Here is a 26749-nt window from a genome sequence, read left to right as displayed (position 1 = left end):
CGTGCGCGTGGCTCGCACCTAGCTCCGCATGGTGGTGGCGAAGAAGATCGCACTGCCGGCTGGAATCACCGTCAGAAACAAAAGCGCCAGTAGGCCAAGCAAGATGGGCCAACGGCGATCTTCGCTGCGCTGATAGAGATAGTAAGCAGCCATGACGCAGAAGAACCCGAGGACGATCGAAACGATTCCCACGATTGTGATTCCCATTTAGGCAAACTCCCCTACTAGCGGATCGCGGCCTGCGTGTGCCGCGCGGACTTTATCAACGCTCTTGCCCAGCATCTGGCGCACGACGAGCACACCAATGACGATGATGAAGCCGTCGCGGGCGATGACCATGATGTCGAGCAGCTCATGCCCGATGCCCTTGTTCTCCTCCCCCAGCATGTGCCACATGAGAACCGGCCACACCAGGGCGTCGACAAGCATCCAGCTCATCAGCAAACGCCAACGCGGCAGGGCCAACAGAGCCGGAACCACCAACCACAGCGAATACTGCGGGGACCAAACCTTGTTCACCAACAAGAAAGCCATCAAAATTAGGTAGATTAGCTCGGCCACGCGCGGCGTACGTGCCACCCGCAGTCCGAAGACTCCAATGACCGCGCATGCGATGAGGAAGGCGGGCAGGGTGAAGGCGTTGAGGAATTCCGGGCTGAACTCGATTCCCGTCACGCGGTTAAGCACAGCATAGATGGTGGTCCACTCCGCGCCACGTTCCTCGTTCAAGCGGAAAAACTCGTGCCAAGCCTCCGGGTACTTTTCTGCCACAGGGACGTTGACCACGAGCCAGGAAATCACCGTGCCGCCGAGCATTGCGCCTAACGGTGCCCACTTCTTGTTTCGCACTGCCAGCACCAAGAACGCGCCCAGGATGAATAGCGGCCACAGCTTGAACGCAGTACCGCAACCAATCAGGATTCCGGCGAGCCAATTCTTGCCACGGGTTACGGCGAGAAGTGCGCCCACCATGAAAGCGATGGAGGGGATGTCCCAGTTGGTAAATCCATGGATGACTACCAGTGGGCTGGCCGCCATCAGTACGGTGTCCCACGCCCGGTTTCCGGTCAGGCGGAAGACCATGTAGACGGTAACGACCCAGATGCACGACATCACCAGTGCGGTGAGCCCGAAGTACCAACCGGATTCGGCGATGCCAAACCAGTGGCCCACCGGGTAGGTAGTGCGCGAGAGCCAACCCATGATTCCCTGAAACATACCGGCCAAGACTGGGTATTCCATGTAGCGGGTGAGATCACCCTCCTGCCACGAAAAGGCATAAGGGAAGCCGCCCTGGTCGAGGCCACGGCCACCGTAGAGCGGGATGATGTCGTTGTAGCAGAACGAGGTGTACTGACGGTTGCCATCCCAGTTCAGCGAAATGAGCCCTTCTGCAGAAGTGCGGCTGCCCGCGCAAGTGGCCTTGCTGAGAAAGCCGAATACCAGAAACATCCAAGCCACCGCGATGAGGGCGCGCAGGGGGCTAAACCATTGCTTCTTGCCCGAATATGCGAAACGACCCTTCGGCCCTCCGAAGAACTCGACGACATCGTGCGCAAAAGGCTCCGACGAAAGCGGAACGAGTCCAGTATTTTCCGCCGCTGCCTTATCCGTGGCGGCGGGTGATGCGGGGGCAACAGGTGAAGCGGGGCGAGCTTGCGCCACCGACTTCACCTTACGAAGGGCCCTATCAGTCACGCTGATCTCCTATTGATTAAGCAGATCGGCCAAATCGCCTTGGCCGCTAATGATGTCCTCAATCGACGGGACATCCTGCGCCGGCTGATTAGGCTGTGCCGGTCGACCCGGTTGCCCCTGGCCAGGTCCCTGGCCCGGCTGGCCCTGTTGCTGTTCCGGCGAAGGCGCCGGCTGCTGGGCCTGTTCCTCTGGTGCCGGAGTAGGTGCCTGAGCGTCCTGTTCCGGAGCGGTGTTGCTGTCGCTGCCAGCGGTACCGGAGTTATAGGAAGAGTCGTAGGAGCCGGTGTAACCCGAACCCCAGTTACCGTTACCGTAACGGACAGGGTAAGCCTGCGGGAAGGACTTGTACTCAGCGTTAGCCAGCGAGGTATCCAGAATCTGCTTCCAAATCTGAGTCGGGGAGTTGGAGCCGTACATGATTCCGCCATAGGAGTTGAAGATGGCAGAGGTGTTGTCAGCGGTACCAACCCACACGGCGGTTGCTAGCTGCGAGGTGGAGCCAACCATCCAAGCGTCCTTGTTGTTGCCGGTATCGCCCAGCTGCGTGGTACCGGTCTTGGAAGCGGACTCACGGCCGCCGGCCAGAGCACCGTTGGACCAACCTGCGACCGGGAGCATTGCCTTCAAGACATTGTTGGCAACGTTCGCGGAAACACGGCGCTCGCCACCCTTGTCATCGAACTCGTAGAGAACCTCGCCGCCGGTGGTCTCCACCTTCTGAACGAAGTGAGGCTGGTGCCAAACGCCACCGTTGGTCAAAGTGGCCATAGCGCTAGCCATATCCAGCGGACGGGACTGGTACTGGCCCAGCACAACGCCCTCGAACGGAGTCCCGCCCTTCTCGCTCAGGGTCTTATCGATGCCCGGCAGCGACTTTGCAATACCCAGAGCATGCGCCATGTCTGCGGTGTCCTGCGTACGGTTTTCCAGATCGTCCTGCAGACGGAGGAAGGAGGTATTGTAGGATTTCTTCAACGCCTCAGCGATGGAGCAGCTGCCGCAGCCACCATCAACATTGGTAACCACCTGGGAACCAGGCAGCTGATAAGGAGCCGAGGAGTAATAGGTATCCAAGCCAATGCCCTGCTGCAGTGCTGCCGCAAGAGTGAAGATCTTGAAGGTGGAGCCGGTCTGCAGACCCGCATTTGCGTAGTCCCAACCAGTTGCCTCGTTGCCGCCGAAGTAGCCGCGGATACCGCCGGTTGCCGGGTCAATGGTGACGGCAGCAGCACGTGCGTCTTCCTGCAGGGAAGCCAGCTGACCATCCACCGCATCGGTGGAGGCGTTCTGCACGTTCATATCGATGGTGGTGGTGATCTTCAGACCACCGGTTGCCACCTGATCCTCAGTGATGCCGACGCGCTCGAGTTCGGCGATGACCTGATTCTTGATGTGGCCAAAAGCGCCCGGCGCCTCGGTGTATGCGGAGTACTCGGAAGGATCACGAGTCTGCGGGAACTGCATTCCCTTACGCTCGGTGGCGTTGAGATCGCCCATCTCTACCAAACCATCGAGAACATAGTTCCAACGTGCCTTGGAGCTTTCCTCATCAACGCGCGGATCAAGAACGGAAGGAGACTGGATAAGGCCGGCCAACATGGCGCCCTCTTCCACGGTGAGATCCTTTGCGTCCTTGTTGAAGTAGGCGTTCGAAGCAGCCTGGATGCCATAAGCATTACGTCCGAAGTAGACCGTATTCAGGTAGGCCTGCAGGATGTCTTCCTTAGACCATTCGTTGGTCATCTTGATGGAGTAGATGAGCTCACGAATCTTACGGACATAGGAGTACTCGTCACCCACCAGAGTGTTTTTCACATACTGCTGGGTAATGGTGGAGCCACCACCCGCGGTGGAGTCACCGGTGAGCTTTCCCAAGACTGCGCGGCCTAAGCCGGTAAAGGAAAAGCCCGAGTTGGTCCAGAACTCGCGGTCCTCGGCCGAAAGCACGGAATCTTCTACGTAATCTGGGACTTCTTCCAGCTTGACCTGCGTGCGGTTGCCTTCCGGCGGCACCAACTTAGCTAGCTGGGTGTTTCCGTCACCAGCAACGATGGTCGAAACCTGGCTGGCTTGAAGGTCCTTTGGTTCCGGGACCGTGTACTGAGAGTAGGCGTAGCCGAAGAGAGCTGCGGGCACAGCCACGAGCACCAAGGCGACGATCAAAACAATCCAGGGCCAGCGACGACGTTTGCGCTGGTTCGTAGATTTTTTACTATGACGCCCAGCTCTCTTTTGGGCGGATTCCTTTTCGGTCACTGCTTCGTGTCCTCGTCAATCATGGGCAGATTTTCTTAAATAAGTGCAGCTTACCGGCCACAACGGCCGAGCCAAAAACTAACCTTCATCATAAGCCGTCGCCGCCGCCAATAGGTGATTCCACCGGCACGCCGTACAAACTTCGACTTTATGAACCGTAAATTCGAGGCCTTCGGCGACGAATTCTGCGATTTCTTCATCGCTGCGCGCGCTGCCGGCACGCCGCCCTAGCGCCTCGCCATAAACCCATTTGGTAAGGCGCATCGCCTCCCCGCAGAGAGGACATTTGCGCTCCATGTCGGTGCCATGATGCTTGGCTGCAGCGCGGAGGAGAAAGTCGGCGTCGCAAAGCGCATCCTTTTCTATAAGGCCCGCTCGATATTTGCGCAGGTGCTGCGCACGCTCCCACTCGTGGGAGATCACGTGTTTGAAAGAAACCGCCACAGTAGCCCTATCCTCCTTCCCTAGATCCGGGCCTCAAGTTGACCAGACACCTAATTAGACAACAGCTTAACCACGCCACCTGTTCCCGCGTGCGAATGAGCGGAGAGTATTTTTTAACTCAAAAGCTAAATTTTTCGTGGCCTAACTACCGTTGTGAGTGTACGGGCGCTACTATTACTTTCCATGAGTGAACAAGCTGCTGAGTCCCCCTCCGCCTACGAAGACGCCCTTGACGTAGCCCGCAGCATCCAGCCCGCGCTAAACAAGCTGATGCTCATCTTCCAGCGCACCACCGAAGGTTCCTCCCTGACCACCTCCCAGGTCTCTATCATGAACCAGCTGCGCCTGCGCGGCCCATCCCGCGTGAGCACCATCGCACAGGCAGAACTCATCCGCATGCCCACCGCGTCCAATGCCCTATACCAATTGGAGCGCCACGGCTTTGTGGAGCGCCACCGAGATGACAAAGACCGCCGCGGCGTCCTCGTGGCACTGACCCAACTAGGTGAATCTGAGCTGAACATCGTCTCCCGTCAGCGTGCCGCCGCCCTGGCGGAGATCCTGCAGTGGATGGAACCTAAAGACTTGCAAGCGGCTCGTCAGATGAGTTCCCTGATTGCCAAATTGGCAGACGTCTATCGCCCGACAATGAACTAAAACCCACTTAGCAAAGAAACTGGGCATGAAACCGCATGTAGACCAAAGCAACCAGGGGTAATGCGGAGCAGGCCCGGATTTCTTTTTCGCCCCTCCCGTGACTAATAATGGGCTAAGAATTACGCCCCCGGACAGTTCACGGGATGTATTGCTGAATGGATAAAAATCATCAACACAAGTCTTTTGCTTCTCTCGCTAAAGACCCTGTGCGAATCCTAATTTCGTGGAGTCCTTCCTCCACTGGCACTGAAGCGATCGATTTTGCAGCGTGGCTCGCCCGCTCCACCAACGTTCGCATCAGGGTCGTTTCCACGATCTCCGTTCCGCTGGCCACCACCGCGCTGAACAAGCACGGCAATAAATTTAAAAAGTGGTTCACCAAGGAACAGGCCAAGTGCAAAGAACGAGTTCTGGAAGCACTCGAGGCGGCGGGTATCTCCGATTCCCAGCTGGACGAAGAGCCTTCCGTTCTTTTGGCCGGCCCCTCCCGCCCGCAGCTGCTGACCGAGATGGCAGAAGAATTCGGCGCGGATGCAATCCTGCTTGGCGCTAACCAATCCGCGCCAAAGGGCCGTTTCTTCGCAGGCTCGACTGCCGACGCCCTGCTGCACTTCTCCCCTATTCCGTTGGGCCTTTCCCCGCGCGATATCAAGCTTTCCAAGCATGGCGTGACCCGCATCAACTTCGCTTTCACCGAGCGCAGCGACTCCGAGGACCCCGCCTTGCTGTGCGCCGCCCGCCTGGCGAATACATGGAACGTTCCGCTGCGTATCGTGGCCTTTTCCGCCGACGGGCTTCTCGACGCCCAGGTCAGCGGCAACGTCGACGTCGCCTCCAAGCTAGCCAAAGGCTGGCACGAGCATTCTTTGTCCATGCTGGACCGCGCACACGATGTGGTGGCAGAGCGCTTCCCAGAGCTACCGATTACTACCGAAATCGGCACCGGCCATGGCTGGTCTGGCGCGGTGGACTCGCTGAAGTGGAAGAAAGGCGACTTGATGTGCCTAGGTTCTTCCCCGATGGGCCCCTTCGAACGCGTATTCATTGGCTCCACGGCCACCGAGCTGCTTCCGCATGTGCGCGTCCCGGTTCTGGTGCGCCCTTCGGACTCTGCGCCTTCAGTCGAAACTGCGGACTAATCCACGGCGACTAGACTTTGGCCTATGAATCTCCAGCCTGAGCATCCGGAAAACGATCTGACAACTGATGCCGACTACGCCAACCTGCGGCGCCCGGAGCCAAGCTCTTTCGATGAGCTCGCGGATGAGCCAGATCCCCTAGCGGTAGCTGCAGCCAACCGCCGCTCTTCCCGGCAGGCTATCTGGTTCATGGTCGCTGTGCTGCTGCTTTCCGGCCTCTACGCATTTGTGGTGGCACTAATTACCCGCTCCCAGGGCGGGGCGCTTTGCGACGCCCAGCTTGCCACCTGGCTGTGCACCGAAGGCCAGCGCCGCTTCTTTGCACTGACCACCGTCATCATCCCGTTCCTGGGAATGGTGGGCACCGCCGTCATCATGGTGCGCAAGCTCAAACGCTATCTGCGCTGGCGCTCCTGGATGGCAATTTTCTGGGTAATGGCCTGCAACTTCATGCTGTGGTGCATCACCGACATTCAAATCTTGTTGGTTCCGCTGGGCTAACCGTTCCCCGAGGGAAAGGAGAGGCTGGAACCTTGCAGGTTCCAGCTGGTTACTGAGCTGCGCCTTGCGCCGCGGCTACGGCTACTTCCGCGCAATCTGGACGCCCACAGTGCTGGGTTTCTACCTTCTGGATGCAGTCATCACAGATAAGCACCTGCTTGCGGCAGGTGTCCTCGTTGATACAGTTATGGAAGGTGTTGGTGGCATTGCCGCAATGCACGCAGTGACCAAGCTGGATAAAACCTGGATCTTGCAGGCCCTGCCCAAATTCGTGATGCATGCGCTTGTCAAAGACGTAGAGGGAGCCTTCCCAGAGACCGTCGTTGCCGAATTTCTCGCCATAGCGGACGATGCCGCCGTCTATCTGATAGACCTCTTTGAAACCACGATTCTTCATCAGGGAAGAAAGAATCTCGCAACGAATGCCGCCAGTGCAATAGGAAACGACTGGCTTATCCTTCATCCAGTCATACTTGCCGGACTCGATTTCCTCGATGAAATCATGGGTGGTCTTAACATCTGGGACGACAGCGTTTTTGAACTTGCCGATCTCAGCTTCCATGGCGTTGCGGCCATCGAAGAAGACGACTTCGTCGCCGCGCTCCTTAACCAGCTCGTTGACCTGCTCTGGCTTCAGGTGCACGCCGCCACCGACGACGCCGTTCTCATCCACCTTCAGCTCACCGGGCGCGCCGAATGCCACGATTTCGTCGCGAACCTTCACGGACAGGCGTGGGAAATCATCGGCACTACCCTCGGACCACTTGAATTCCATCTTTTTAAAGCCCGGGTACTCGCGGGTCTCACGGACATAGCGCTTACAAGCATCCATGTCACCACCGACGGTGCCGTTAATTCCGTGCTCGGAGATGAGGATGCGGCCCTTCAGCCCGAGCTTTTCGCACAGGTTACGCTGCCACAACATGATGGCAGTGGGATCGCTGATTGGGGTAAAGCAGTAATAAAGGAGAATCTTGCTGAGGCTCACGCCATCGATTGTAGGCGTGAGCTGTTGCTCTTCCTAAATTTCCCGAAAATCTTTGGGTTTAGCGCTTCTGGTAAAGCGCCTGCTTACGTGCAAAGACCGGATCGGAGGTCACGAGCACGCCCAAATTGCGGAAGATTCCCTCATCCACCGAGCCCAAGATGGTGGTGGTGTGAACGTCACAACCTGCCAGCTGCTTTAGTTCCGCCATTGCGCGGCGAGCGTTCTCGTCCTTCGCAGCGGAGGCGGAAAGAGCGATGAGCACCTCGTCGGTGTGCAGGCGCGGGTTACGCGAACCCAGATACTCGGTCTTGAGCTTCTGGATCGGTTCGATGGCCTCTGGACTCAGCAGGTGGATCTCATCATCGATGCCGGCTAGATGCTTAAGTGCATTGAGCAGCATCGCAGCGGAGCAGCCCAGCAGCTCAGAAGTGCGGCCGGTGATGATGGTGCCGTCGGCAAGCTGCAGCGCAGAGGCCGGCTCGTCAGTTTCCGCGGCACGCTTGCGCGCCGGCACTACTACCGGGCGGTCATCAGACTTAATGCCTGCCTTCGCCATGACGACGGCCGCGCGCTCGGACTGCGTGGAATCCAAGCCGAGGCGCGCCTCTTCCACCAAAGCCTTGAAGTAGCGACGAATAATCTCCTGTTTGGAGGCCTCACGGCAGACTTCGTCATCGGTGATGCAGAAGCCAGCCATGTTGACGCCCATATCCGTTGGGGACTGGTACGGGGTGTTGCCGGTCAGCTTCTCCAGGAGGGTCTTAAGCAGCGGGAAGGCCTCGACATCGCGGTTGTAGTTCACCGTGGACTCGCCGTAGGCGCTTAAGTGGAAGTGGTCGATGACGTTTGCGTCGTTGAGGTCAACGGTTGCGGCCTCGTAAGCCAGGTTCACTGGGTGATCGAGCGGCAGGTTCCAGATAGGGAAGGTCTCAAACTTGGCGTATCCAGCCTGCACACCGCGCTGGTGCTCGTGGTAGACCTGCGATAGGGCGGTCGCCAGCTTGCCTGAGCCTGGACCCGGCGCAGTGACGACAACCAGGTCACGCGTGGTTTCCGCGTACTCGTTCCGGCCAAGGCCTTCCTCAGAAACGATGAGATCTGTATTCGAAGGGTATCCCGGGATAACGCGGTGACGTGCAACGCTCAGGCCAAGGCGCTCCAGGCGGTCAATGAAGGCCTCAGCTTGGCTGTTGCCATCTTCCAGCTGGGTCATAACGATGTTGTTTACTAGGAAGCCACGTCCACGGAAGACGTCGACCAAGCGCAAGACGTCATCTTCGTAGAGGATTCCGAGGTCAGCGCGCATCTTCTGGCGCTCAATGTCCTTGGCGTTGATGCAGATGAGAATCTCGACATCGTCTTTGATGCGCTCAAGCATGGCGATCTTGTTGTCTGGAGTAAAGCCCGGCAGCACGCGGGAGGCGTGCATGTCATCAAAGAGCTTGCCGCCCATCTCCAAGTAGAGTTTGCCACCGATTTCTCCGCGCCGTGCATGAATGTGCTCCGACTGCATCTCGATGTACTTCTCACGGTCAAAACCAAGCAAACGCGTCATTTAAAGGCCTTCCGCCATAGACAATCCCCGCAACCGGGCTGGATCTTTTGGATTGGATTTTACTCGAAAGAACTGTGTTTACTCATACGCCCTGCCACGGCATCACACCGCAAGAAACCGCACTGACGACGCCGGCTAAAACATACGAGTAACGCCTGGGCCCTGGAAAGGATGGGCCCAGGCGTTACCTGTCTCTCTAAGGGTGTGGAACAAGCCCTCACCCTCTATAGCCAGGCAGTCCCACCCACCTGACTATAGCCGCCGCGCACCCCTACATGCGCAGCGGTTGGATCTATCACTCACCAGTAGATACACCCATGCGAAGCATATCAACGGCGGTTTCAAAGTCAACGTTTTCAAAGCCAATCGGACAAAAATCTGATAAAGAAATTCATCAACCAATCCTAACTTTATAAAAATTTAGCGCCATGTGCTGGCACTTTCTAGTCCAATTAACCCGGAAGAAAAATAAATGTGAAACGGATCGCTATACATTCGGGTCAATCTTTATCAAATATGGTCACGATATAGTCTAAGCAACAAATTAGATAAATGTTTATTATGTTAACTTTCGTCTATTTAACCTAGACCTTTAAAGCAGAAAATGAACGTTTAAGTCTCGTCTTCGCACTTCAATCCCACATTCCAAACGGGAATAATGTCCGTTTTATCCTTAGGTTTTCTTCGCAGCACATGCAATAGACTTATCCCCATGCCCGAAGGCCACATCATCCATCACCTTGCACAGCGCCTCAACCGTGAATTCCGGGGTGGGCCGCTGCGCGTCACGAGTCCGCAAGGCCGCTTTGCGGCGGAAGCAGCCATGCTCGATGGGACGCAGCTCGATTTCGCCGAAGCGCGCGGCAAGCACCTCTTTATGCACTTTTCCGCCGATGCGCCAGAGCACATCATCTATATTCACCTCGGGTTGATCGGCAGCTTGCGCTTTGAGCCTTTGGACGATGTCTGGGGCCAGATTCGCCTGCGCGTCGAAAGCGATGACCTAGCTGCCAACCTCCGCGGGCCGCAGTGGTGCCGGCTCATTACGGATGCTGAGTATGACGTCGCGCTCGCCAAGATTGGCCAGGACCCCATCCGCGAGGACGCATCACCGGCCGACCTTTGGCCGCGGGTGCACAGGTCGAGCCGCAGCATCGGCTCCTTGCTGATGGATCAGCATCTCTTTGCCGGAGTCGGCAACATCTACCGCGCCGAGGTTTTATTCCGCCAGAACATCTCACCTTTTATTGCCGGCAATGAACTGGACCGCCACGAATTCGATGTCATCTGGGAGGACCTGGTAGAACTCATGCGCGCCGGCGTGCCCACCGCCCGCATCGACACGGTCCGCCCGGAGCACACGCCAGAGGCCATGGGCCGCGCGCCACGCAAGGATGACCACGGCGGCGAGGTTTATGTCTACCGCCGCGCCGGCATGCCTTGTTATATCTGCGGCGAGCCCATCGCAGAAAAGAAGCTCGAAGGCAGGAACCTGTTCTGGTGCCCTACCTGCCAGAACGCTCCAGCCTAAGCAGGCGGGTATTTTGGACGGCATGCGATATGCCTTTTCCGTCGACGCCGTCCGCGCTGCCGAGGAGCGCCTGCTCGCCCAGCAGAGCTATCCAGACCAGCTCATGCAATTAGCCGCCCACGCGGTGGCCGATGCCGCCGCGGTAATGCTCGCCGCGCACCCAGGCCGCATGATGATTCTGGCAGGCAGCGGTGGCAACGGCGGCGACGGCCTTTTCGCCGGTGCACTCCTCGCCCAGCAGGGACACGCCGTCACAGCCCTCGTACCCGAGACCTGCCACACAACCGCTCTTGCTGCGTTCGAGGAAGCCGGCGGCGAGGTTCTAAAAAGTGGGTCCACTCCTAATTCCACCGCTTCCCTGCCCGATGACACGGGCTTGCTTATCGACGCCGTGGCTGGCCTCGGTTCCGGACGCGGGCTCAGCGGCCAGGCGCTGGAGGTCTACGAGCAGGCAGCAGGAATTCCGGTGCTCGCGGTCGATATGCCCACTGGCATTAATGCGGACACCGGCGTAGCCGCCCGCAAAGGCGCAGTGCATGCTGACGTCACCGTAACTTTCGGTTGGGCACGCATGGGTCATGTGCTTGCGGCCGAATGCGGCCAAGTAGTGCTGGCGGACTTAACGCTGCCCGGCGCGACGTCGTTTAGCGCGATGCTCGAATCGCTCGCGCAACCGGCCGGGCACATCGCCAACGAGCCCACCCTAGAATCCGCATATGCGTGGCGCCCCGGCAACATCGAGACCGCCCACGGCATCGCCACGCACCCGCGCCCGGTTGGCTGTACCGGACCAATCGTTGATCCCACCCCAGGAATTTCCTCCGATAAATATTCCGGTGGCGTGGTCACTATTGCCGCAGGCAGCGACACCTATCCCGGAGCTGGCATCTTGGCAGCCACCGCGGCAGTGCGCACCAGCCCGGCCATGGTGCGCTTTATCGGAGACCGCTCCATCACCTCGCTCCTGCCGGAACTCGTGGTTCACCCAAATCTTGACTCAGCAGGTCACGCCCAGGCCATCGTCGTGGGCCCAGGACGCGGCACTGACGCTGCGGCCCAAGCGGAGCTCGCGGAGGTACTCGATGGGTTCATCTCGGCCGTCATCGATGCCGATGCGCTGCGACTCCTTGCCCGTCACCCCGAGTTGCGCGCCCGCCTGGGAAGCCTGCCCGTCACGGTTCTCACCCCTCACCTGGGCGAGTTCACCGAGCTTTACGAGGCGACCTTCAACAAGGACCTCGACCTGTCATCAGGCAAAGCAGCGCCACTGCAGGAGCTCGCCACGGCACTGGGCTGCATCGTGCTGCTCAAGGGAAGAAATACCCTGGTTACCGCACCCGGCCAACCCATTTATGCCTACAATGCAGGCCATTCCTATGCCGCTACCCCTGGTTCAGGCGACGTGCTCGCGGGCATCCTCGGCGCAGTCCTCGCACAGATGCATCTCGATGAGCGGATGCAGGAGAAGAAGGCTGACTTCGATCTGCAGGAAGCGCTAATCACCGAGGTCCTGCATGCCGGGGCTATCCATGCCCATGCGGCAGCCATCGCGGCGCAAACGCCGGAGGGCTATGCCATCTGCTCGGCTTCGCAGATTGCCGCGGCGATCCCGCGGGCCATCGCCAAGCTTTTGCGTATGGCTCGCTAAAGCCTATTTGCCACGGCGCGCACGGAGCGGCGCAACAGCCCCTTGGCACCGGCAGCCACCGTGCCGCGGCGCAGCCTACGGGTTTCCCACGGCCACGTCATCGCAGCCCAGGCACCTGCCACGGCGCCGATCTCGGCGAGGATGTACCACGGCCACGGCCCCAGCAGGTTGATGATGGAGGGGCTGCCCGGCGCGTGGTTTAAGAATCCATAGTTGCCATCTGTGCGGGCGTTGACCGCCATGACGCTGGCCATCCACACCGGGGTTACTCCCACCGCAAAGCGGTATCCCTTCCACGTCGGGCGGTAGCCCAAGCCGAAGGTCAACGCCAGCGGAATGGCCAGTGCGGTGATGTGGAAGAACCAATAGGTGGCAAAGCGCAGCCAGCGCGGATCGAAGTAATAAATAACATCTGGGGTGATAATCGCCTGCGGGTTCAAGATGATGCCCCAGTAATAGGTCAGCGTCAGCGCATGCTCATTGCCCGTAATCAGACCGAGCGCCAACACTGGGCGCAGAATATCGCACAGGTGCAGCGGCAGAGATTCACGGATGTCGAATTGCGAAGGGTCCAGGGAGACGATGGTCCATGCCGTACCGAGCACCAGCATCACCCAGCCAGTCATCTGCCGATAGAAGGTCTCCTTGGTAGTGCCCCGGATGCGTCGTGCAGCCACGATGAATACACCGCATGCGGCAATGGTCACAGAAAGCATCGTGTAATGCACTCCGGTCCATTGCGCCATGCGGGGATAGGTGGTGGGCGTGACGCGCACTCGCGGATTCTTTTTCGGCATAACGGGAAAACAGAATACTCCGTTTGCGCCCGCTTGCAGGACTTTAGTTACCGGACACCAATTTTCCGTCCTTGACAGTGACCACATTGTCCGCAAAATCCAGCAGGCTGCGGTCATGGGTTACAAGCATCGTTGCGGTCTGTTGTTCATCGGTGATGTCACGCAGCAGCTTGGCGACGTCGCGCGAGAGCGCAGAATCCAGCGCCGCCGTCGGCTCATCCGCGAGCAGCACCTCGGGATCAGCCATCAAGGCGCGCGCGATATTGATGCGCTGGCGCTGACCGCCAGAAAGCTGGGTGATGCGGCGAGCCTCCATCCCAGGCAGGCCTACATACTCAAGCAGCTCCCGCGCCTTTTCACGGCGAGGTTTTCGGCCTGCCATGTGGTCCACAATGAGCAGTTGATCCAGGGCATTGAGCGAGCTGACCAAGTTGGATTGCTGGAAGATGATGCCGCGCTCACCGCTTACCCGCACGCGACCACTATCGGGCTCGATTAGCCCCGCGGCCACGGAGAGCAAGGTGGACTTACCGGAGCCGGATTCGCCGACGACGGCCATGAGCTGGCCCGGCTTGATGGCCAGGCTGACGTCATCCAGCGCCACCACGCGATCGCGGCCATCGGGGAAGGTAACCGTCACGTTTTCAATCTCTAGCATTAGCCTTGTCCTCCCAACGCATCCAAAGGGTTGATTTTGCTGATTCGGCGGGTGGCCAGCACCGCGCCCAGCATGCCGAGTACCCACATGCCAGCGGCCGGGGCAGCAATCGTGCGCGCCGAGAGCACAAAAGGCACCGTCGATTGCGCGAGCGCGCCCAGGCCCCAGCCCACTGCGGCACCCACACCAACTCCGAGGGCGAGGATGAGCGCGGATTGTGCCAGGGCGTCGCCAAGCAGGTAGCGCGTCCGCGCCCCCAGCGCACGCAGAATCGAAAGATCGCGGGTGCGCTGCATGGTCCAGATGCTCAAGAAAGCCACCATCACGAGCGCCGAAATTGCATACAGGAAGCCCTGCATGGTCAAAAGCGAGCCGCGCTCCGAGTTGTAGGAGGGCAGGCCGCTTAAGGCCTCGCGCATGCTGACGGACGTGGGAAGCCCGGTGGCAACGCTGTTCGCGTGCAGCAGGGCGGTGCCCACGACGTCGGAAGGCGCGTGGCTCAACTGCGCCCAGGTCTGCGTGGAAACCCACAGCACCGGCGAGTGGGAATAGTACAGATCCGGCACGGTGGCGCGAACGGCATAGGTCTCATCCCCAATCACCACGGAATTTCCCTGTGTAATCGCTTGCGAGGCCACCACTCCCGTGGCCGGCACCTGCTGCTTGGTACCCGGAATAGGCTCGCCCGCCGGCAGGCCCAGTACGGCCACGCCACCGAAGCCCTCCACCTTGGTCTGCGAGGTACCCAAAGGCGCGCTGCCAGGCACCACGTCGTCCGCGTAAATCTCTGACTCCGTAAAAGTTGGCTTCTGCGTGCTAAAGCTCGCCTGCTCATACTCATGCCCCAAGGCCTCCAAAGCCGAGGTGTTTTGTTTGCTAAGGCCCTCCGTGAGCCCAGAGAGCATGACCAAAAGCAAGGTAATGAGCGCGACCACGGTCCCAATTAGCGCAAAGCGCCCGCGGGCTGCGCGCAATTCTCTAAGTGCAAGAAACATAGTTTCAAGCATCGCCCCCACTCGCAGATTAGTAATCGGGCCGCTAGTTGAACTTCGAGTCAACCAACTGGTTGATTCCCCGTGTCCCACCTGCGGGTTAGGGTAAAAGGCTGTGAATGACGTGAAACAGCGCTCCCTGCAGACCTTCCATAAGCGCCTTAGCCCCTGGCGCGCCGGGCTACACGTGATGTTCGCGTTTTTGTTGCTATTCGGCCTGCTGCGCGCCGGGCTCGACGGGCGCCTCGATGCCCGCGCCCTTGGTCTGGCAGTCGCATTGGCCGTGGTCTACGCACTGCGGCGCGCACTCCCCCGCGCCCTGTGGCTGGTGGGCTTGTGCGTGCTGTGGTGCGGGCTCATGGTGCATGCCCAGGACTTCATGTGGCTGGAATTCCCGCTGGTCTTTGCTTTTCTAAGCTCGCTTCCCCGCTGGCCGGGCATCGCCTGCAGCGGATTGTTATGGGCGCTGGCCGCCTTCCTGCCCGCCTGGCAGCATCCGGCGGAATGGACCATCGCGGCGGCCATCGGCCCCTTCATCGGCACGGCCTTTGCCATCGGCACCTTCCATGCCGGGCGCATGGTGCAGGCTGAGGCGGCGCACCATGCAGAGGTTGCCCGGCAGCTGCGCGCCACCCAGGCCGAACTTGCCGCGAGCGAGCACCAAGCAGGCCGCCTGGAAGAGCGCGAACGGCTCTCCCGGGAAATCCACGACACCGTGGCCCAGGGCCTTTCCTCCATCGTTCTGCTCTCGCGCGCGGCTCAAAAAGATCCTTCCCCAGAGACACTGGCGCTGATTGAAAAAGTGGCTAGCGAGAACTTAAGCGAGGCACGCCGCTTCGTCAGCGAGCTAGCATCTCCCGCCGCATCCTTGGAGGAGGCCCTCCAGCAGGTGGTGGATTCAGCTACCGCGCAAGCCGCTGCGCTGGGGAAGGACACCGACATCGAGCTAGTTGTTTCCGGCGAAAGCACCGTTCCCGAGGCCCACCGCCAGGACCTGTTGCGTGCTGCGCAAGAGGGGCTCAACAACATGCTCAAGCATTCTGGCGCCCGGCGCGCGGTGGTGACTTTAGGCTGTTTTGAAGGCGAGACCACGCTCGACATCGTCGACGACGGAGAAGGCATGGATCCTACTTCACCTTCGCAGGGTGGCTTCGGGCTGCGGGGCCTGCGCCAGCGCGTGGAAAGCCACGGCGGTACGCTCACGGTGGAATCTTCCCCAGGCGAGGGAACCGCCCTTGCTATCCGTATGCCGCAAAAAGTGGAGGACCAGGATGCTTAACGTCATGCTCATCGATGATCATCCCGTGGTGCGCGCAGGCCTGCGAGCCATTTTGAACGCTTTCCCTGACATCGATGTGGTGCTAGAAGGCGCGGATGGGGCGGACGTCGCCAAGCTGGAGGCTCCCGATGCTCCGCATGTTGACGTGGTCATTTGCGATATCCAGATGCCCGGCACCGATGGCATTGCGGCAACTTCCCAGCTCGCCCAGGCTGGCGGCCCGCCGGTGCTCATCCTCACCACCTATGACACCCAATCCGACATTGTTTCCGCCGTGGAGGCAGGCGCCCTGGGCTATCTCCTAAAGGATGCGCCGGAGCAGGCGCTTCACGACGCCGTCCTGGCCACGGCCGCCGGCAAACGCACCCTGGCACCCGAGGTGGCAGCGCTTTTGGTCGAGCGCATCACCCGCCCCGAGGTGGCACTTTCCGGCCGCGAGCTGGAGATCCTAGAAGCCCTGGCCACGGGCAAATCGAATAAGGAGCTTGCCCAGCGCCTGTTCATCTCGGAAGCTACAGTGAAGACGCACTTGATTCACATCTATCAGAAGCTGGGCGTGGATACCCGCACAGCGGCTGTCACCGTGGCCCGGGAAAGGAAGCTCATTTAAGTGTCCGCGCAGGTTTATGATTGCCTCGTTTTAGGCGGCGGCCAAGCAGGGCTGGCCACGGCCTACTACCTGCGCAGAAAAGGCTTGAACTTCGCCATCTTGGATGCGGAATCGCGTCCCGGTGGTGCGTGGCTGCACACCTGGCCCTCGCTGACATTGTTTAGCACCACGAGCGCCTCCAACCTACCGGGCTGGCCCATGCCTTTTTATGAAGGTTTCCCGCCAGCGAGCCACGTGGTGGATTATCTAACTCGCTACGAGGAGCGCTATGAGCTGCCGGTGCGACGCCCCTTCATGGTTGAGTCCGTGGAGCACGATGGCGAGTTCTTTCACGTCTACTCGAGCACGGAACGCTTGATGGCCCGCACCGTGGTGGCGGCCACGGGTACCTGGCGCGCGCCCTTCATCCCGTACTACCCCGGTAAGTTCGCGGGGACACAATGGCATTCGGCCATTTATCCCGGCGTCGCGGAGTTCAGCGGCTCCCGCGTGGCAGTGGTGGGCGCGGCCAATTCCGGCGCACAGATCGCGGCAGATCTGCTGCTTGAAGGCATTTCCACGACCTGGCTAACGAGGGGCGAGCCGCGCTGGATGCCTGACGACGTCGACGGACGTGTGCTCTTCCGGCGCAACCGCGAGCGTCTCAACGCCATCAATCGCGGCGAGCCTGACCCCGGCGCGGATACGAACCTGGGCGATATCGTCATGGTCCCGCCGGTGCTCAAGGCGCGTGATGAAGGGCTCCTGCGCGCCACCCCGATGCCGGATTCCCTCGACGACATCGACGCGGATCACCTGATTTGGGCCACCGGCTTCCGGCCCGCACTTCGCCCCATTTCTCGCCTCCTGGTAGACCGCCAGCCCACCGTGCCGGGGCTCTTCCTCGTGGGATATGGCACGTGGACTGGCCCGGGCTCAGCCACCATCACGGGTGTTAGCCCCTTTGCCAAGCAGGCGGCGGCAGACGTTGCTTCTTTTATTAAAGGCCGGATTGATTGAGCGCTGCTTAAGCGATGATCCCCGTGGCAATCGCACAGCCCAAAACGGTCAGCGCGGTGGCAGCCATAAACCCAATCCGGTGCAACACCTTGGACTGTTTTTCCTTGCTGACGCGTGACATGAAGAAGGCCGCCACGGCGGTGCCCAAAGTGTTGAACACAAGGTCATCAACGTCGCTGAAGCCGAGGGCGAAGAGGTACTGGAGGGTTTCGATGCTCAAGCTCAGCGCCAAGCCGGCCAGGATGGTTCCGCCGAGGCCAAAGCGCACGCGGCGCAGATTCTGGCCCATCACGATAAGGCTTGCGCCGAGTGGCATAAACAACAAGAAATTGCCGATGGTGTTGGTCCAAGGCCCGTACCAGATAGTCGGATGATCAAAACCGTTGAACATTTGCAGATCTAAGCTTCGCACCGCATGCGCGGAGGCATTGACCACGCCGGGGATCTCAATGAAGGATTTACCCAACGTCGCCACACCAACAACGAGCAGCACGAGCGCCGTGACTAGAAGTGAGTCACGGCGCAGCGTTTGGTGGCGGCGCGGGGCCGCCGGAATACGGCTGCGCGAATGAGTGGTTTGTTCGGTAACGAGCATGTCCGAGAATCTAACAACAAAAGCTGTACTTTTGCCGTGTACTTCGCTGGCAAAACACTGATTCATAATGGGCGTACCATCGTGGGCATGAGCACACTCAAAGTCACGCGAAACGAAGACGGTTCCATCTCTCACGCTTTCGAGGATGAGCCGATTCTGGCCGAGGGCGACGTACTGGTTAACGTTTCCCATTCTTCGTTGAACTACAAGGATGCAATGGCACTCGACGGTAACAAGGGCGTCATGCGCATCAACCCGCTGGTGCCGGGCATCGACGTCGTGGGCACCGTTGCGGAGTCAAACGATGAACGTCTACCTGAGGGCGCCCTGGTGGCCGCTTTCGGCGACGGCCTGGGAGAATTCCGCCACGGCGGCTACACCACTAAGCAGCGTGCGAATGCCAATGCCACCCTCGTGGTTCCGGAGCGCTTCACTGCTGCCGACGCCGCCGCAATCGGCACCGCGGGCTACACCGCCGCCATCTGCGTCAACCAGCTGCTCACCCACGGCACGCGCGAGGGCCATGTGCTGGTCACTGGCGCCACGGGCGGCGTGGGCTCCATCGCCGTCCAATTGCTCAAGTCCCTGGGCTTCGAGGTCACCGCCGTTACCGGCCGCGTTGATAGCGAAAGCGAGTACTTGCAGGCCCTGGGCGCAGACCACATCATTGATCGTTCCGAGCTCTCGGAGACCGGCCGTCCGCTGCAGAAGGCGCTTTACGACGGCGCGGTAGACACCGCTGGCTCCACCGTCCTGGCCAACGTCTTGGCGCAGATCAAGTGGGGCGGCGTCGTAGCAGCAACCGGCATGGCCGCTGGTCCTGACCTCCCGGCTTCGGTACTGCCATTCATCCTGCGCGGCATCGTCCTGGCAGGCGGCAACTCCGTTGACGCACCGCTCAAGGTCCGCGAGGATGCCTGGAAGCTGCTGGACGAGCACCTCGATCTTGAGATGCTGCACTCTATTTCCAGCACCGTTGCGCTCGACGATGTCGCAGACGCCGCCAAGGAGCTACTCGCCGGCACCCGCCATGGCCGCACCATCGTAGAAATCTAGACAAACTATTTAACAGCGCTGGGGACGATTAGTTTTCCCAGCGCTGTTACTATTTTCCTATGCGTTCCCGTCTCTCTATCTCTGCTGCCGCGCTGGTTGGCACCCTCGCCGCCGGCCTCGTCACGCCCGTTGCCCAGGCTGGCATCACCATCGACCCTAACGCTGTGCCCGGGCGTACTCAGGTCACGCTGCGCTACAGCAATGGCGCAGTAGTCTCTACTGCTAATTCCCACGAATCTCGCCCGGCGCTTTCCTTGGTCAAGCTCTACTTGGGCTATTGGGTGCTGCAGCACGGCGCTCCGGCGGATAAAGCCCGCGTGGAGAACATGATTCGTTTCAGCGAGGACGGCACGGCCACAGACTTGGACCGCCGCTACCCGCAGGCAATCCCTGAGATCATCGGCCAGTTTGGCCTGCATGAGACCCACTACCCAGGATTCTGGGGCAACACCACTACCTCTACTGAGGACCTTGCGCGCTTTACCTCCGCGATTGTGGGCGACCCACTAGCCACGCCAATTATCAATGGCATGCGCACCGCTTCCCCGTTGCCGCTGACGGCTATAAGCAAGACTTTGGCACCTCACGCGTGCCGGGTGTTGTGGGCACGAAGTTCGGCTGGGACGATAACCGCAACGTCCATGCCACCGCCTCCTTTGGCAATGGCTTTACCATCGCCGCGAATACTTATGGCGCGGCCTCCCAGCTCACCGGCGACATCTTGGGTGCTGTTCGCATCACCGCTGACGGCATCCGCAATTCGGGCCGCCAGCCTTCCCCGCTGGAGCAGCAAATCCTCAACTTCGTGCCGGTGCAGTTCCACGACCCAGCCCGCCAGGCAATCCGCGGTGCCGAAGATTCAGTGACCAACGCCCAGCTACAGTTCTGCGCCTTGGCCGCCCAGGCAGGCTCTTCGCACTTATGCGCCTAGTTTAGAAGTCAGATACTTCTAAACGTGCAGGTCGCGGTCCTGAATGCCCTTTGGCACCATGAGAACGCCGATGAGGGAGATGGCGGAGATGACAATCGCGTAGGTAGCGATAGCCATGGAGGTCTTGAACTCAGTGAAGAGCATCTCCGCGATCATCGGGGCGAAAGCACCACCGATGATGGAGCCAAACGCGTAGCCGATTGAAACACCCGAGAGGCGCACCTTCACTGGGAACATCTCCGCGTAGAGCGCGGACTGGGGACCATAGGTGGCACCCAGCATGGTCGCCAGGATGAGAACCGCACCACCGAAGAGGGCAAGATTGCCGGAGTCAACAGCCATCCAGGACGGAATGGACCACGCAGCCAACGCAATGTAGCCCACGATGAAGGTGCGCTTGCGGCCCACCTTGTCCGACAGGTGGCCGAAGTAGAGGGTGCCAGCGAACCAGCCGATGGATGCAATGAGCGCGATTAGCAGGGCGTCGGTACGCGAGTAACCCACCACCTTGGTGCCATAAGAGGTGAAGTAGGCGATGACAAAGTAGCCTACAGCGTTGTTAGCGGCGAAGATGAGCGCGCACTTAATGACGGTGCCGGTGTGGCTCTTGAACAGGACCGCCAAGGGGGCAGATTCCTTCTTCTGAAGATCCTGCAGCTCAGCGAATGCTGGAGACTCTTCCACCGCGCGGCGGATAAAGTAGCCCAGAAGAATCAGGACAACAGAGGACAGGAAGGGGATACGCCAGCCCCATGCCAAGAACTGCTCCTGCGTCAAGACCGCGGAAAGCAAAAGCATGAAGATGGTGGCCAGGAACATTCCGAGCGGAACTCCCACCTGTGGGAAGGCGCCGAAGAGGCCGCGGCGGCCGCGTGGCGCGTGTTCCACGGCGAGCATTGCCGCACCGCCCCACTCGCCGCCAGCAGAAAGCCCCTGCAGCACGCGCAGCGCCACCAACAGGATTGGGGCGGCCATGCCGATTGCAGAATAGTTGGGCAAGACACCCATGAGCATGGTGGCTAGCCCCATGCCAATCAGAGTGATGACAAGAACTGGCTTGCGGCCCAGCCGGTCACCCAAGTGACCTGCGATGATAGCACCCAACGGGCGGAACAGGAATGAGATACCCAATGAAGCCCAGGAAATGATCTGCGCGAGCGAGGCGTTTTCATTCGAGACTGGGTCAAAGTACTGCGTGGCGAAAATAAGACCCGCAGCTTGGGCATAGATAAAGAAGTCGAACCATTCGATGGTGGTTCCGACCATGGAGCCGGCGAGCACGCGCTTGTGCTCCCGAGTGATTCCAGTTGCCGGTTGGCTACGTTCAATTACAGGTGCAGACATAGGGTGACTCTCTCTATGGGTGCAAAAGCAGATGGATAAGGTCGATTACTTATCGCGGTTATCGACGATGCGCTTTGCCTTGCCCTCACCGCAGTCAACGTGGTCAACCACATCGACGCCGACGGAGATACCGATGCGGTTCTTGATCTGCTTCTTGAGCCAATCACCCGATGCTTCGATATCAGACTGGGCAACGTCTGTCGCATGTTCAACAACCAGCGTCAGGTGATCCATGCGCCCCTTCTTCGACAGGATGCATTGGTAGCGCGGGCGCAGGTTGGAATCCTCAGTGATGATTTCCTCAAACTGGGATGGGAAACAGTTCACGCCGCGCAGAATGATCATGTCGTCGTTTCGAGCCGAAATTCGGTCGATGCGGCGCATGGAACGCGCTGTTCCCGGCAGCAGGCGAGTGATGTCGTGCGTACGGTAACGGATGATCGGGAATGCTTCCTTGGTCAAGGAAGAAATCACGAGCTCGCCGTATTCTCCATCAGGCACCGGCTGCAGGGTTTCTGGGTCAATGATCTCTGGGTAGAAGTGATCCTCCCAGACGGTCAGACCGTCCTTGGTTTCCACGCATTCTTGCGCAACACCAGGACCCATGACCTCAGAGAGGCCATAAATATCGGTGGCCGTGATGCCAAAGCCTTCTTCGAGCTCGCGACGCATGCCCTCAGTCCACGGCTCGGCGCCGAAGACGCCAGCTCGAAGCGAGGTTTCACGCGGGTCGATGCCGTCTTTACGCATACGATCCAAAAGGTTAAGCATGTAGGACGGGGTGCCAAGGATGGCATCCGGCTGGAAGTCCTGCATGATCTGAATCTGGCGCTCGGTTTGACCACCAGAGGTTGGGATTGCGGTCGCGCCCAGCTCCTCGACGCCGTAGTGAGCGCCAAGACCACCGGTGAATAGGCCGTAGCCGAAGGTGATCTGCACCTTATCGCTTGGGCGCAGGCCACCGGCACGCAGGGAACGAGCCACGAGTTCAGCCCAGATCTTCACGTCATTTTGGGTATACCCCACCACGGTTGGGCGGCCGGTAGTGCCGGAGGACGCGTGGATACGGGAGATCTGGCTCTGGTTTACAGCAAACATTCCGAACGGATACTCGGAGCGCAGCGTTTCTTTGTCAGTGAACGGGAACTTGGCAAAGTCTGCCAGCTCCTTGAAGTCATCGGGGTGGACGCCCAATTCATCAAACGCACGACGGTAGTGAGGGACGTTGTAGTACGCGTGGCGCAGCTCGTTCTTTGCGCGCTGCGTCTGTAACGCGATGATTTCGTCGCGGGAAGCATACTCAATGCCCATCTGCGGGCCGTGGTGATCAGAAAAGATGTCAAACGTTGCGGTCACGTTGTTGCCTTTCGACTCGGGAGAATTGAGGTCCACACCCGCATTCCCTCGAAAGCGCTGCTCGAGATATTTAACTGTCTTGCTTGGGTTAAGCCGAGGAATATTAACCTCGGCGAATTCATGACCTACCGTTCGTTCAGGTAAATCATGTGAGGTACAATACAAGGCCTGTACGTGAGTTACAACACAATTAAAAAAGTTTCATGACCCAGGGCACATTTCCCGTTGGGAAAACGCAGCTAAGGCCTAGAATTTTTCTCTCACAGATTCTCCCCAGTCGAGCTACCCCCGCAGCACCCCAAAACTTCTAGCCCCTCAGGCCACCAAACAACAAGCCCACCACAACATCGGCGACTTCCTCCGCCTCCAGCTTGCCGCCCGGGTTGTACCACTCCGCCACTGAGTTGACCATGCCAAAGACCATGCGAGTCAAGATCGCAGCGTCCAGGTCAGACCTGATTGCGCCATCCTCCTGAGCATCGCGCACGAGCGGGATAACTGAGCGGGTTAGCTTACGACGTCGCTCCAAAGCGCGGGACTCAACCTCCGAGTTGCCACGCAGCCGCAGCAGCAAGGACACCGACTGCGGGTCTACACACAGCACATGAATGGACCCCTCCACCAGGCAGCGCACACGCTCCCCGGAAGCCAAGTCCGAATCTTTAACCTCGGCAACCACGGCCTCAAGCTCGCTGAGCGCGCGGGCAACCGTCAGCTCCAAAATCTCCTCTTTTGAAGAGATGTGGTGATAGAGCGCCGACTTTGTAATTCCCAGCTCGTGCGCAACATGCCCCATCGATGTCGCGTCATATCCACGGGCATTAAAAGCGCGCACAGCCGCGCTAATTACATCATCACGGGAATAGCCCGGGCGACCCCGCCCGGCACCAACATTTGCTTCAACCACGGTCCCCATTCAAGCAGAACGGCCAAAAAATGGTTAGACTCTCCAATCACCACACCCCCATTTCTCATCGAGTGCTTGCTCTAGATCTCCAGCTAACTAGGAGCATCCATGAGCCAGATCCTGCGCCCCGGCGTGGCCGAATCTGAAGAATTCGCCCACGTCCGCGCCATGTTTGAAAGCGATAAAGCCACCGCGCACATCGGCGCGGAGATTACCAAGCTCGAACTTGGACACTGCGAAGGCCAATTCACCATCCGCCCAGAGATGTGCAACGGCCACGGCACAGCACAGGGCGGTTTTCTCTACACCTTTGCCGATTCACTTTTTGCCGGCGCGTGCAACTCCCCCGGCGAAGTCGCCGTCGCTGCCCACAACTCCATTCACTACATCGCCCCCGCTTTCGAGGGCGACGTCGTCAGTGGCGTAGCCATCACGCGCGAGACTTGGGGACGCAACGGAATCGTCGACGTTTCGCTGAACATCCACGGCAAACCCATCGCGGAGTTCCGCGGAACCTTCCGCGTCCTGCCAGCCAAGAAGTAACGAAGTCCCCCCCAAGAAACTAGAGACACATCACAAAATGTGTTGACGTAGGTCACAGATCTCCCATATACTGACCAACCATTCAGTAAGTAATACCCCGCTTACTCCTCCATCCGGATAGAAGGATTTCCTCCATGACTACCACTGACTCCGCACTCGCCAGCGCAGAGGCAGAAGCACGCTTCGACGAGCTCATTGCGGAAGATTCCCGCATTGAGCCCACCGACTGGATGCCGGCCGCCTATCGCAAGACGCTGACCCGCCAGATCTCCCAGCACGCGCACTCCGAGATCATCGGCATGCAGCCAGAAGCCAACTGGATCACCCGCGCACCATCACTTAAGCGCAAGGCAATCCTCATGGCCAAGGTGCAGGACGAGGCAGGCCACGGCCTTTACCTCTACTCCGCCGCCGAGACCCTCGGCACCTCCCGCGATGAGCTGGTACAACAGCTTCTTGATGGCACGGCGAAGTACTCCTCCATCTTCAACTACCCGGCGCGCACCTGGGCAGACATCGGAGCAATCGGCTGGCTGGTCGACGGTGCGGCAATCTGCAACCAGGTCCCACTGTGCCGCGCTTCCTATGCCCCATACGGCCGCGCCATGGTGCGCATCTGCAAGGAAGAATCCTTCCACCAGCGCCAAGGCTGGGAGATCCTCTACGAACTCTCCCACGGCACCGAGGAGCAAAAGCAGATGGCGCAAGAGGCCATCAACCGCTTCTACGGCCCAGCCCTGCAAATGTTCGGCCCACCAGATGATGATTCCCCGAACTCCAAGCAGTCCATGGAGTGGAAGATCAAGCGTTTCTCCAACGATGAACTGCGCCAGCGCTTCGTCGACATGATCGTCCCGCAGGCTGAGGCCCTAGGCCTCCACTTCGAAGACCCGGACCTTAAGTGGAACGAGGAGCGTGGCCACTACGACTTCGGCGAGCTGGACTGGGCCGAATTCAAGTCCGTCATCAAGGGCGAGGGTCCGTGCAACGTGCAGCGTATGCAGCGACGTCGCCAAGCGCATGACGACGGCGCCTGGGTCCGCGAGGCAGCAGCTGCTTATGCCGAGAAATACCACAACGTCGACTCCGCCCTGTCGGCCTAATCCGCTCCACATCAACCAAAGGAAACCCCATGTCTGAAAATCAATGGCCAATGTGGGAAGTCTTCGTCCGCTCTTCCCGCGGCTTGTCCCACGTCCACGCTGGTTCTTTGCACGCGCCCGACGCAACCATGGCGCTGCGTAACGCGCGCGATCTATACACCCGCCGCAACGAAGGCACCTCCGTGTGGGTAGTTCCCACCGAAGCAATGTCTTCTTCCGATCCTGACTCCAAGGGCGGCTTCTTCGAGTCCCCGCAGGGCAAGAGCTACCGCCACGCCACCTACTACGACAAGTCCGAGGGGGTGCCGCACCTGTGAGTGGATTCGCAACCGCCGATTCTGCGACCAAGCAGTCGCAGGGTAACGGCATTACCGCAGAAGACATCGCCGCTTCCGGCGCCGTGGCCTCGGAAGACGTTGCTGCTTACGCACTAACGCTTGGCGACGACGCCCTTATCCTCGCCCAGCGCCTGGGCTGGTGGATCTCCCGCGCCCCAGAGATGGAAGAGGACATCGCACTCGGAAATATCGCACTCGACCTCATCGGCCATGCCCGCTTCCTTCTGACCTACGCGGGTACTGCTTATGGCAAAACTGAGGACGATCTCGCCTACTTCCGCAACGAAGAACAATTCCGTTCCTGCCGCCTCGTGGAGCAGGAAAACGGCGACTTTGGCCAGACCATCGCACGCCAGCTGCTCTTTTCCTACTACCAGTACGGTCTCTACACCGCCCTGCTGGCATCCAAGGATGAGACGCTAGCGGCCATCGCGGCAAAAGCCATCAAGGAAGTCGAGTACCACGTCGACCACGCCAATCAGTGGATCCTCCGCCTTGGCCTGGGCACCGAGGAATCCAAGCGCCGCGTGCAGGCAGGCCTGAATTACATGTGGCCTTACCTCGACGAACTCTTCGAGGATCTGCCGGTGCACGAGAAACTCGCCGCCGAAGAGATTGCCGTTCTGCCTTCCTCCCTGCGCGCTGAGTTCGACGAGCGCATCGCGCACGTCCTTGGCAAGGCCGAACTGGATATCCCGCAGGTAAAGCAGGCTCGTTCCGGCCAGCGCGGCGGCGGTTTTTCCGAGTACCGCGGCTACATCCTCGCCGAGATGCAATCGCTCGCCCGCCAGCATCCGGGCGCTACCTGGTAAGGAGTTTGACCA

The 26749-nt window shown here is 59.5% G+C and carries 28 protein-coding genes; 14 read left to right on the top strand and 14 right to left on the bottom strand.

Annotated elements, in window-relative coordinates:
* Positions 1-18 precede the first annotated feature (18 nt).
* The 4 genes from WM42_RS07560 to WM42_RS07545 all read right to left on the bottom strand — a co-directional run bounded on the left by WM42_RS07560 (position 19) and on the right by WM42_RS07545 (position 4398).
* A complete protein-coding gene (locus tag WM42_RS07560; protein ID WP_062036693.1) occupies positions 19-207 on the bottom strand; it encodes a hypothetical protein in 189 nt (62 codons plus the stop codon).
* Positions 208-1698, bottom strand: coding sequence for a glycosyltransferase family 87 protein (locus WM42_RS07555; protein ID WP_062036692.1), 1491 nt, complete (start codon positions 1696-1698; stop codon positions 208-210).
* A 9-nt stretch (positions 1699-1707) separates the two neighbouring features.
* The gene (locus tag WM42_RS07550) at positions 1708-3954 is read right to left on the bottom strand and encodes a transglycosylase domain-containing protein (protein ID WP_062036690.1); all 2247 of its coding nucleotides are present in this window, start codon (positions 3952-3954) and stop codon (positions 1708-1710) included.
* 78 nt (positions 3955-4032) lie between these two features.
* Positions 4033-4398: a DUF5318 family protein gene (locus tag WM42_RS07545; RefSeq protein WP_062036688.1), complete on the bottom strand. Its 366-nt coding sequence runs from the start codon at positions 4396-4398 to the stop codon at positions 4033-4035.
* A gap of 183 nt (positions 4399-4581) precedes the next feature.
* Here WM42_RS07545 and WM42_RS07540 point away from each other — a divergent pair, with 183 nt between their 5' ends.
* From WM42_RS07540 to WM42_RS07530, 3 genes are all read left to right on the top strand, one after another.
* Positions 4582-5055, top strand: coding sequence for a MarR family winged helix-turn-helix transcriptional regulator (locus WM42_RS07540; RefSeq protein ID WP_062036686.1), 474 nt, complete (start codon positions 4582-4584; stop codon positions 5053-5055).
* A gap of 155 nt (positions 5056-5210) precedes the next feature.
* The gene (locus WM42_RS07535) at positions 5211-6194 is read left to right on the top strand and encodes a universal stress protein (RefSeq protein ID WP_062036684.1); all 984 of its coding nucleotides are present in this window, start codon (positions 5211-5213) and stop codon (positions 6192-6194) included.
* A 24-nt stretch (positions 6195-6218) separates the two neighbouring features.
* A complete protein-coding gene (locus WM42_RS07530; RefSeq protein WP_061925241.1) occupies positions 6219-6695 on the top strand; it encodes a hypothetical protein in 477 nt (158 codons plus the stop codon).
* 49 nt (positions 6696-6744) lie between these two features.
* On the opposite strand, the gene trhO is transcribed toward WM42_RS07530, so the two are convergent.
* Positions 6745-7683 carry an oxygen-dependent tRNA uridine(34) hydroxylase TrhO gene (gene trhO, locus WM42_RS07525; RefSeq protein ID WP_062036682.1) on the bottom strand — a complete coding sequence of 313 codons (939 nt, stop codon included), beginning with the start codon at positions 7681-7683 and terminating at the stop codon, positions 6745-6747.
* A 58-nt stretch (positions 7684-7741) separates the two neighbouring features.
* Positions 7742-9238: a DUF1846 domain-containing protein gene (locus WM42_RS07520; RefSeq protein ID WP_062036680.1), complete on the bottom strand. Its 1497-nt coding sequence runs from the start codon at positions 9236-9238 to the stop codon at positions 7742-7744.
* 712 nt (positions 9239-9950) lie between these two features.
* Here WM42_RS07520 and WM42_RS07515 point away from each other — a divergent pair.
* Both WM42_RS07515 and WM42_RS07510 read left to right on the top strand, forming a co-directional pair.
* Complete coding sequence (locus WM42_RS07515; RefSeq protein WP_062036678.1) at positions 9951-10769, top strand: Fpg/Nei family DNA glycosylase; 819 nt, start codon at positions 9951-9953, stop codon at positions 10767-10769.
* Between the two features lie 22 nt (positions 10770-10791).
* Positions 10792-12417, top strand: a complete 1626-nt coding sequence (locus WM42_RS07510; protein ID WP_062039290.1) for a bifunctional ADP-dependent NAD(P)H-hydrate dehydratase/NAD(P)H-hydrate epimerase — start codon at positions 10792-10794, stop codon at positions 12415-12417.
* On the opposite strand, the gene WM42_RS07505 is transcribed toward WM42_RS07510, so the two are convergent.
* From WM42_RS07505 to WM42_RS07495, 3 genes are read right to left on the bottom strand one after another with little or no spacing between them, the layout of a single operon-like run.
* A complete protein-coding gene (locus WM42_RS07505; protein ID WP_235591230.1) occupies positions 12414-13214 on the bottom strand; it encodes a YwaF family protein in 801 nt (266 codons plus the stop codon). The two genes, WM42_RS07510 and WM42_RS07505, sit on opposite strands and share 4 nt — an antisense overlap.
* A gap of 43 nt (positions 13215-13257) precedes the next feature.
* Positions 13258-13872, bottom strand: a complete 615-nt coding sequence (locus WM42_RS07500; RefSeq protein WP_062036676.1) for an ABC transporter ATP-binding protein — start codon at positions 13870-13872, stop codon at positions 13258-13260.
* The gene (locus tag WM42_RS07495; RefSeq protein WP_062036674.1) at positions 13872-14867 is read right to left on the bottom strand and encodes an ABC transporter permease; all 996 of its coding nucleotides are present in this window, start codon (positions 14865-14867) and stop codon (positions 13872-13874) included. Before WM42_RS07495 ends, WM42_RS07500 begins: the two co-directional genes overlap by 1 nt.
* 121 nt (positions 14868-14988) lie before the next feature.
* On the opposite strand from WM42_RS07495, the gene WM42_RS07490 reads away from it, so the two are divergent.
* From WM42_RS07490 to WM42_RS07480, 3 genes are read left to right on the top strand one after another with little or no spacing between them, the layout of a single operon-like run.
* Positions 14989-16143 (top strand): sensor histidine kinase, encoded by a 1155-nt coding sequence (locus WM42_RS07490; protein ID WP_235591347.1) that lies wholly within the window; start codon positions 14989-14991, stop codon positions 16141-16143.
* Positions 16136-16753, top strand: coding sequence for a response regulator (locus tag WM42_RS07485; protein WP_062036672.1), 618 nt, complete (start codon positions 16136-16138; stop codon positions 16751-16753). Before WM42_RS07490 ends, WM42_RS07485 begins: the two co-directional genes overlap by 8 nt.
* Positions 16754-17752, top strand: a complete 999-nt coding sequence (locus WM42_RS07480; RefSeq protein ID WP_062036670.1) for an FAD-dependent oxidoreductase — start codon at positions 16754-16756, stop codon at positions 17750-17752. It begins immediately after the preceding gene.
* A 7-nt stretch (positions 17753-17759) separates the two neighbouring features.
* Here WM42_RS07480 and WM42_RS07475 read toward each other — a convergent pair whose 3' ends face one another.
* Positions 17760-18347, bottom strand: a complete 588-nt coding sequence (locus tag WM42_RS07475; RefSeq protein ID WP_062036668.1) for a VanZ family protein — start codon at positions 18345-18347, stop codon at positions 17760-17762.
* Positions 18348-18434: 87 nt separating this feature from the next.
* On the opposite strand from WM42_RS07475, the gene WM42_RS07470 reads away from it, so the two are divergent.
* Positions 18435-19403 carry an acrylyl-CoA reductase family protein gene (locus WM42_RS07470; protein WP_062039284.1) on the top strand — a complete coding sequence of 323 codons (969 nt, stop codon included), beginning with the start codon at positions 18435-18437 and terminating at the stop codon, positions 19401-19403.
* A gap of 5 nt (positions 19404-19408) precedes the next feature.
* Here WM42_RS07470 and WM42_RS13275 read toward each other — a convergent pair whose 3' ends face one another.
* On the bottom strand, positions 19409-19831 hold the full coding sequence (locus WM42_RS13275; RefSeq protein WP_145915046.1) for a hypothetical protein: 423 nt from the start codon (positions 19829-19831) through the stop codon (positions 19409-19411).
* A gap of 161 nt (positions 19832-19992) precedes the next feature.
* On the opposite strand from WM42_RS13275, the gene WM42_RS13270 reads away from it, so the two are divergent.
* Complete coding sequence (locus WM42_RS13270) at positions 19993-20334, top strand: hypothetical protein (protein ID WP_141741045.1); 342 nt, start codon at positions 19993-19995, stop codon at positions 20332-20334.
* 18 nt (positions 20335-20352) lie between these two features.
* Here WM42_RS13270 and WM42_RS07460 read toward each other — a convergent pair whose 3' ends face one another.
* The 3 genes from WM42_RS07460 to WM42_RS07450 form a co-directional block, all read right to left on the bottom strand.
* On the bottom strand, positions 20353-21678 hold the full coding sequence (locus WM42_RS07460; protein ID WP_062036666.1) for an MFS transporter: 1326 nt from the start codon (positions 21676-21678) through the stop codon (positions 20353-20355).
* A 45-nt stretch (positions 21679-21723) separates the two neighbouring features.
* Positions 21724-22989 (bottom strand): AMP-binding protein, encoded by a 1266-nt coding sequence (locus tag WM42_RS07455; RefSeq protein WP_371326212.1) that lies wholly within the window; start codon positions 22987-22989, stop codon positions 21724-21726.
* 352 nt (positions 22990-23341) lie between these two features.
* A complete protein-coding gene (locus WM42_RS07450; RefSeq protein ID WP_062036663.1) occupies positions 23342-23950 on the bottom strand; it encodes a TetR/AcrR family transcriptional regulator in 609 nt (202 codons plus the stop codon).
* Positions 23951-24049: 99 nt separating this feature from the next.
* Between WM42_RS07450 and WM42_RS07445 the strand changes: the two genes are divergently transcribed.
* From WM42_RS07445 to paaC, 4 genes are all read left to right on the top strand, one after another.
* Positions 24050-24484 carry a hotdog fold thioesterase gene (locus tag WM42_RS07445; RefSeq protein WP_062036661.1) on the top strand — a complete coding sequence of 145 codons (435 nt, stop codon included), beginning with the start codon at positions 24050-24052 and terminating at the stop codon, positions 24482-24484.
* Positions 24485-24618: 134 nt separating this feature from the next.
* Complete coding sequence (paaA, locus tag WM42_RS07440; protein ID WP_061925266.1) at positions 24619-25587, top strand: 1,2-phenylacetyl-CoA epoxidase subunit PaaA; 969 nt, start codon at positions 24619-24621, stop codon at positions 25585-25587.
* 29 nt (positions 25588-25616) lie between these two features.
* The gene (paaB, locus tag WM42_RS07435) at positions 25617-25904 is read left to right on the top strand and encodes a 1,2-phenylacetyl-CoA epoxidase subunit PaaB (RefSeq protein WP_062036659.1); all 288 of its coding nucleotides are present in this window, start codon (positions 25617-25619) and stop codon (positions 25902-25904) included.
* Entirely contained in the window at positions 25901-26737 is an 837-nt protein-coding gene (paaC, locus tag WM42_RS07430; RefSeq protein ID WP_061925270.1) for a 1,2-phenylacetyl-CoA epoxidase subunit PaaC, read from the top strand. Before paaB ends, paaC begins: the two co-directional genes overlap by 4 nt.
* The last annotated feature ends 12 nt before the right edge of the window (positions 26738-26749 follow it).

Origin of the sequence: Corynebacterium simulans (assembly GCF_001586215.1) — a bacterium.
In the GTDB taxonomy this organism is placed as follows: Bacteria; Actinomycetota; Actinomycetes; order Mycobacteriales; family Mycobacteriaceae; genus Corynebacterium; species Corynebacterium simulans.
This window is presented reverse-complemented; position numbering and strand designations above follow the sequence as displayed.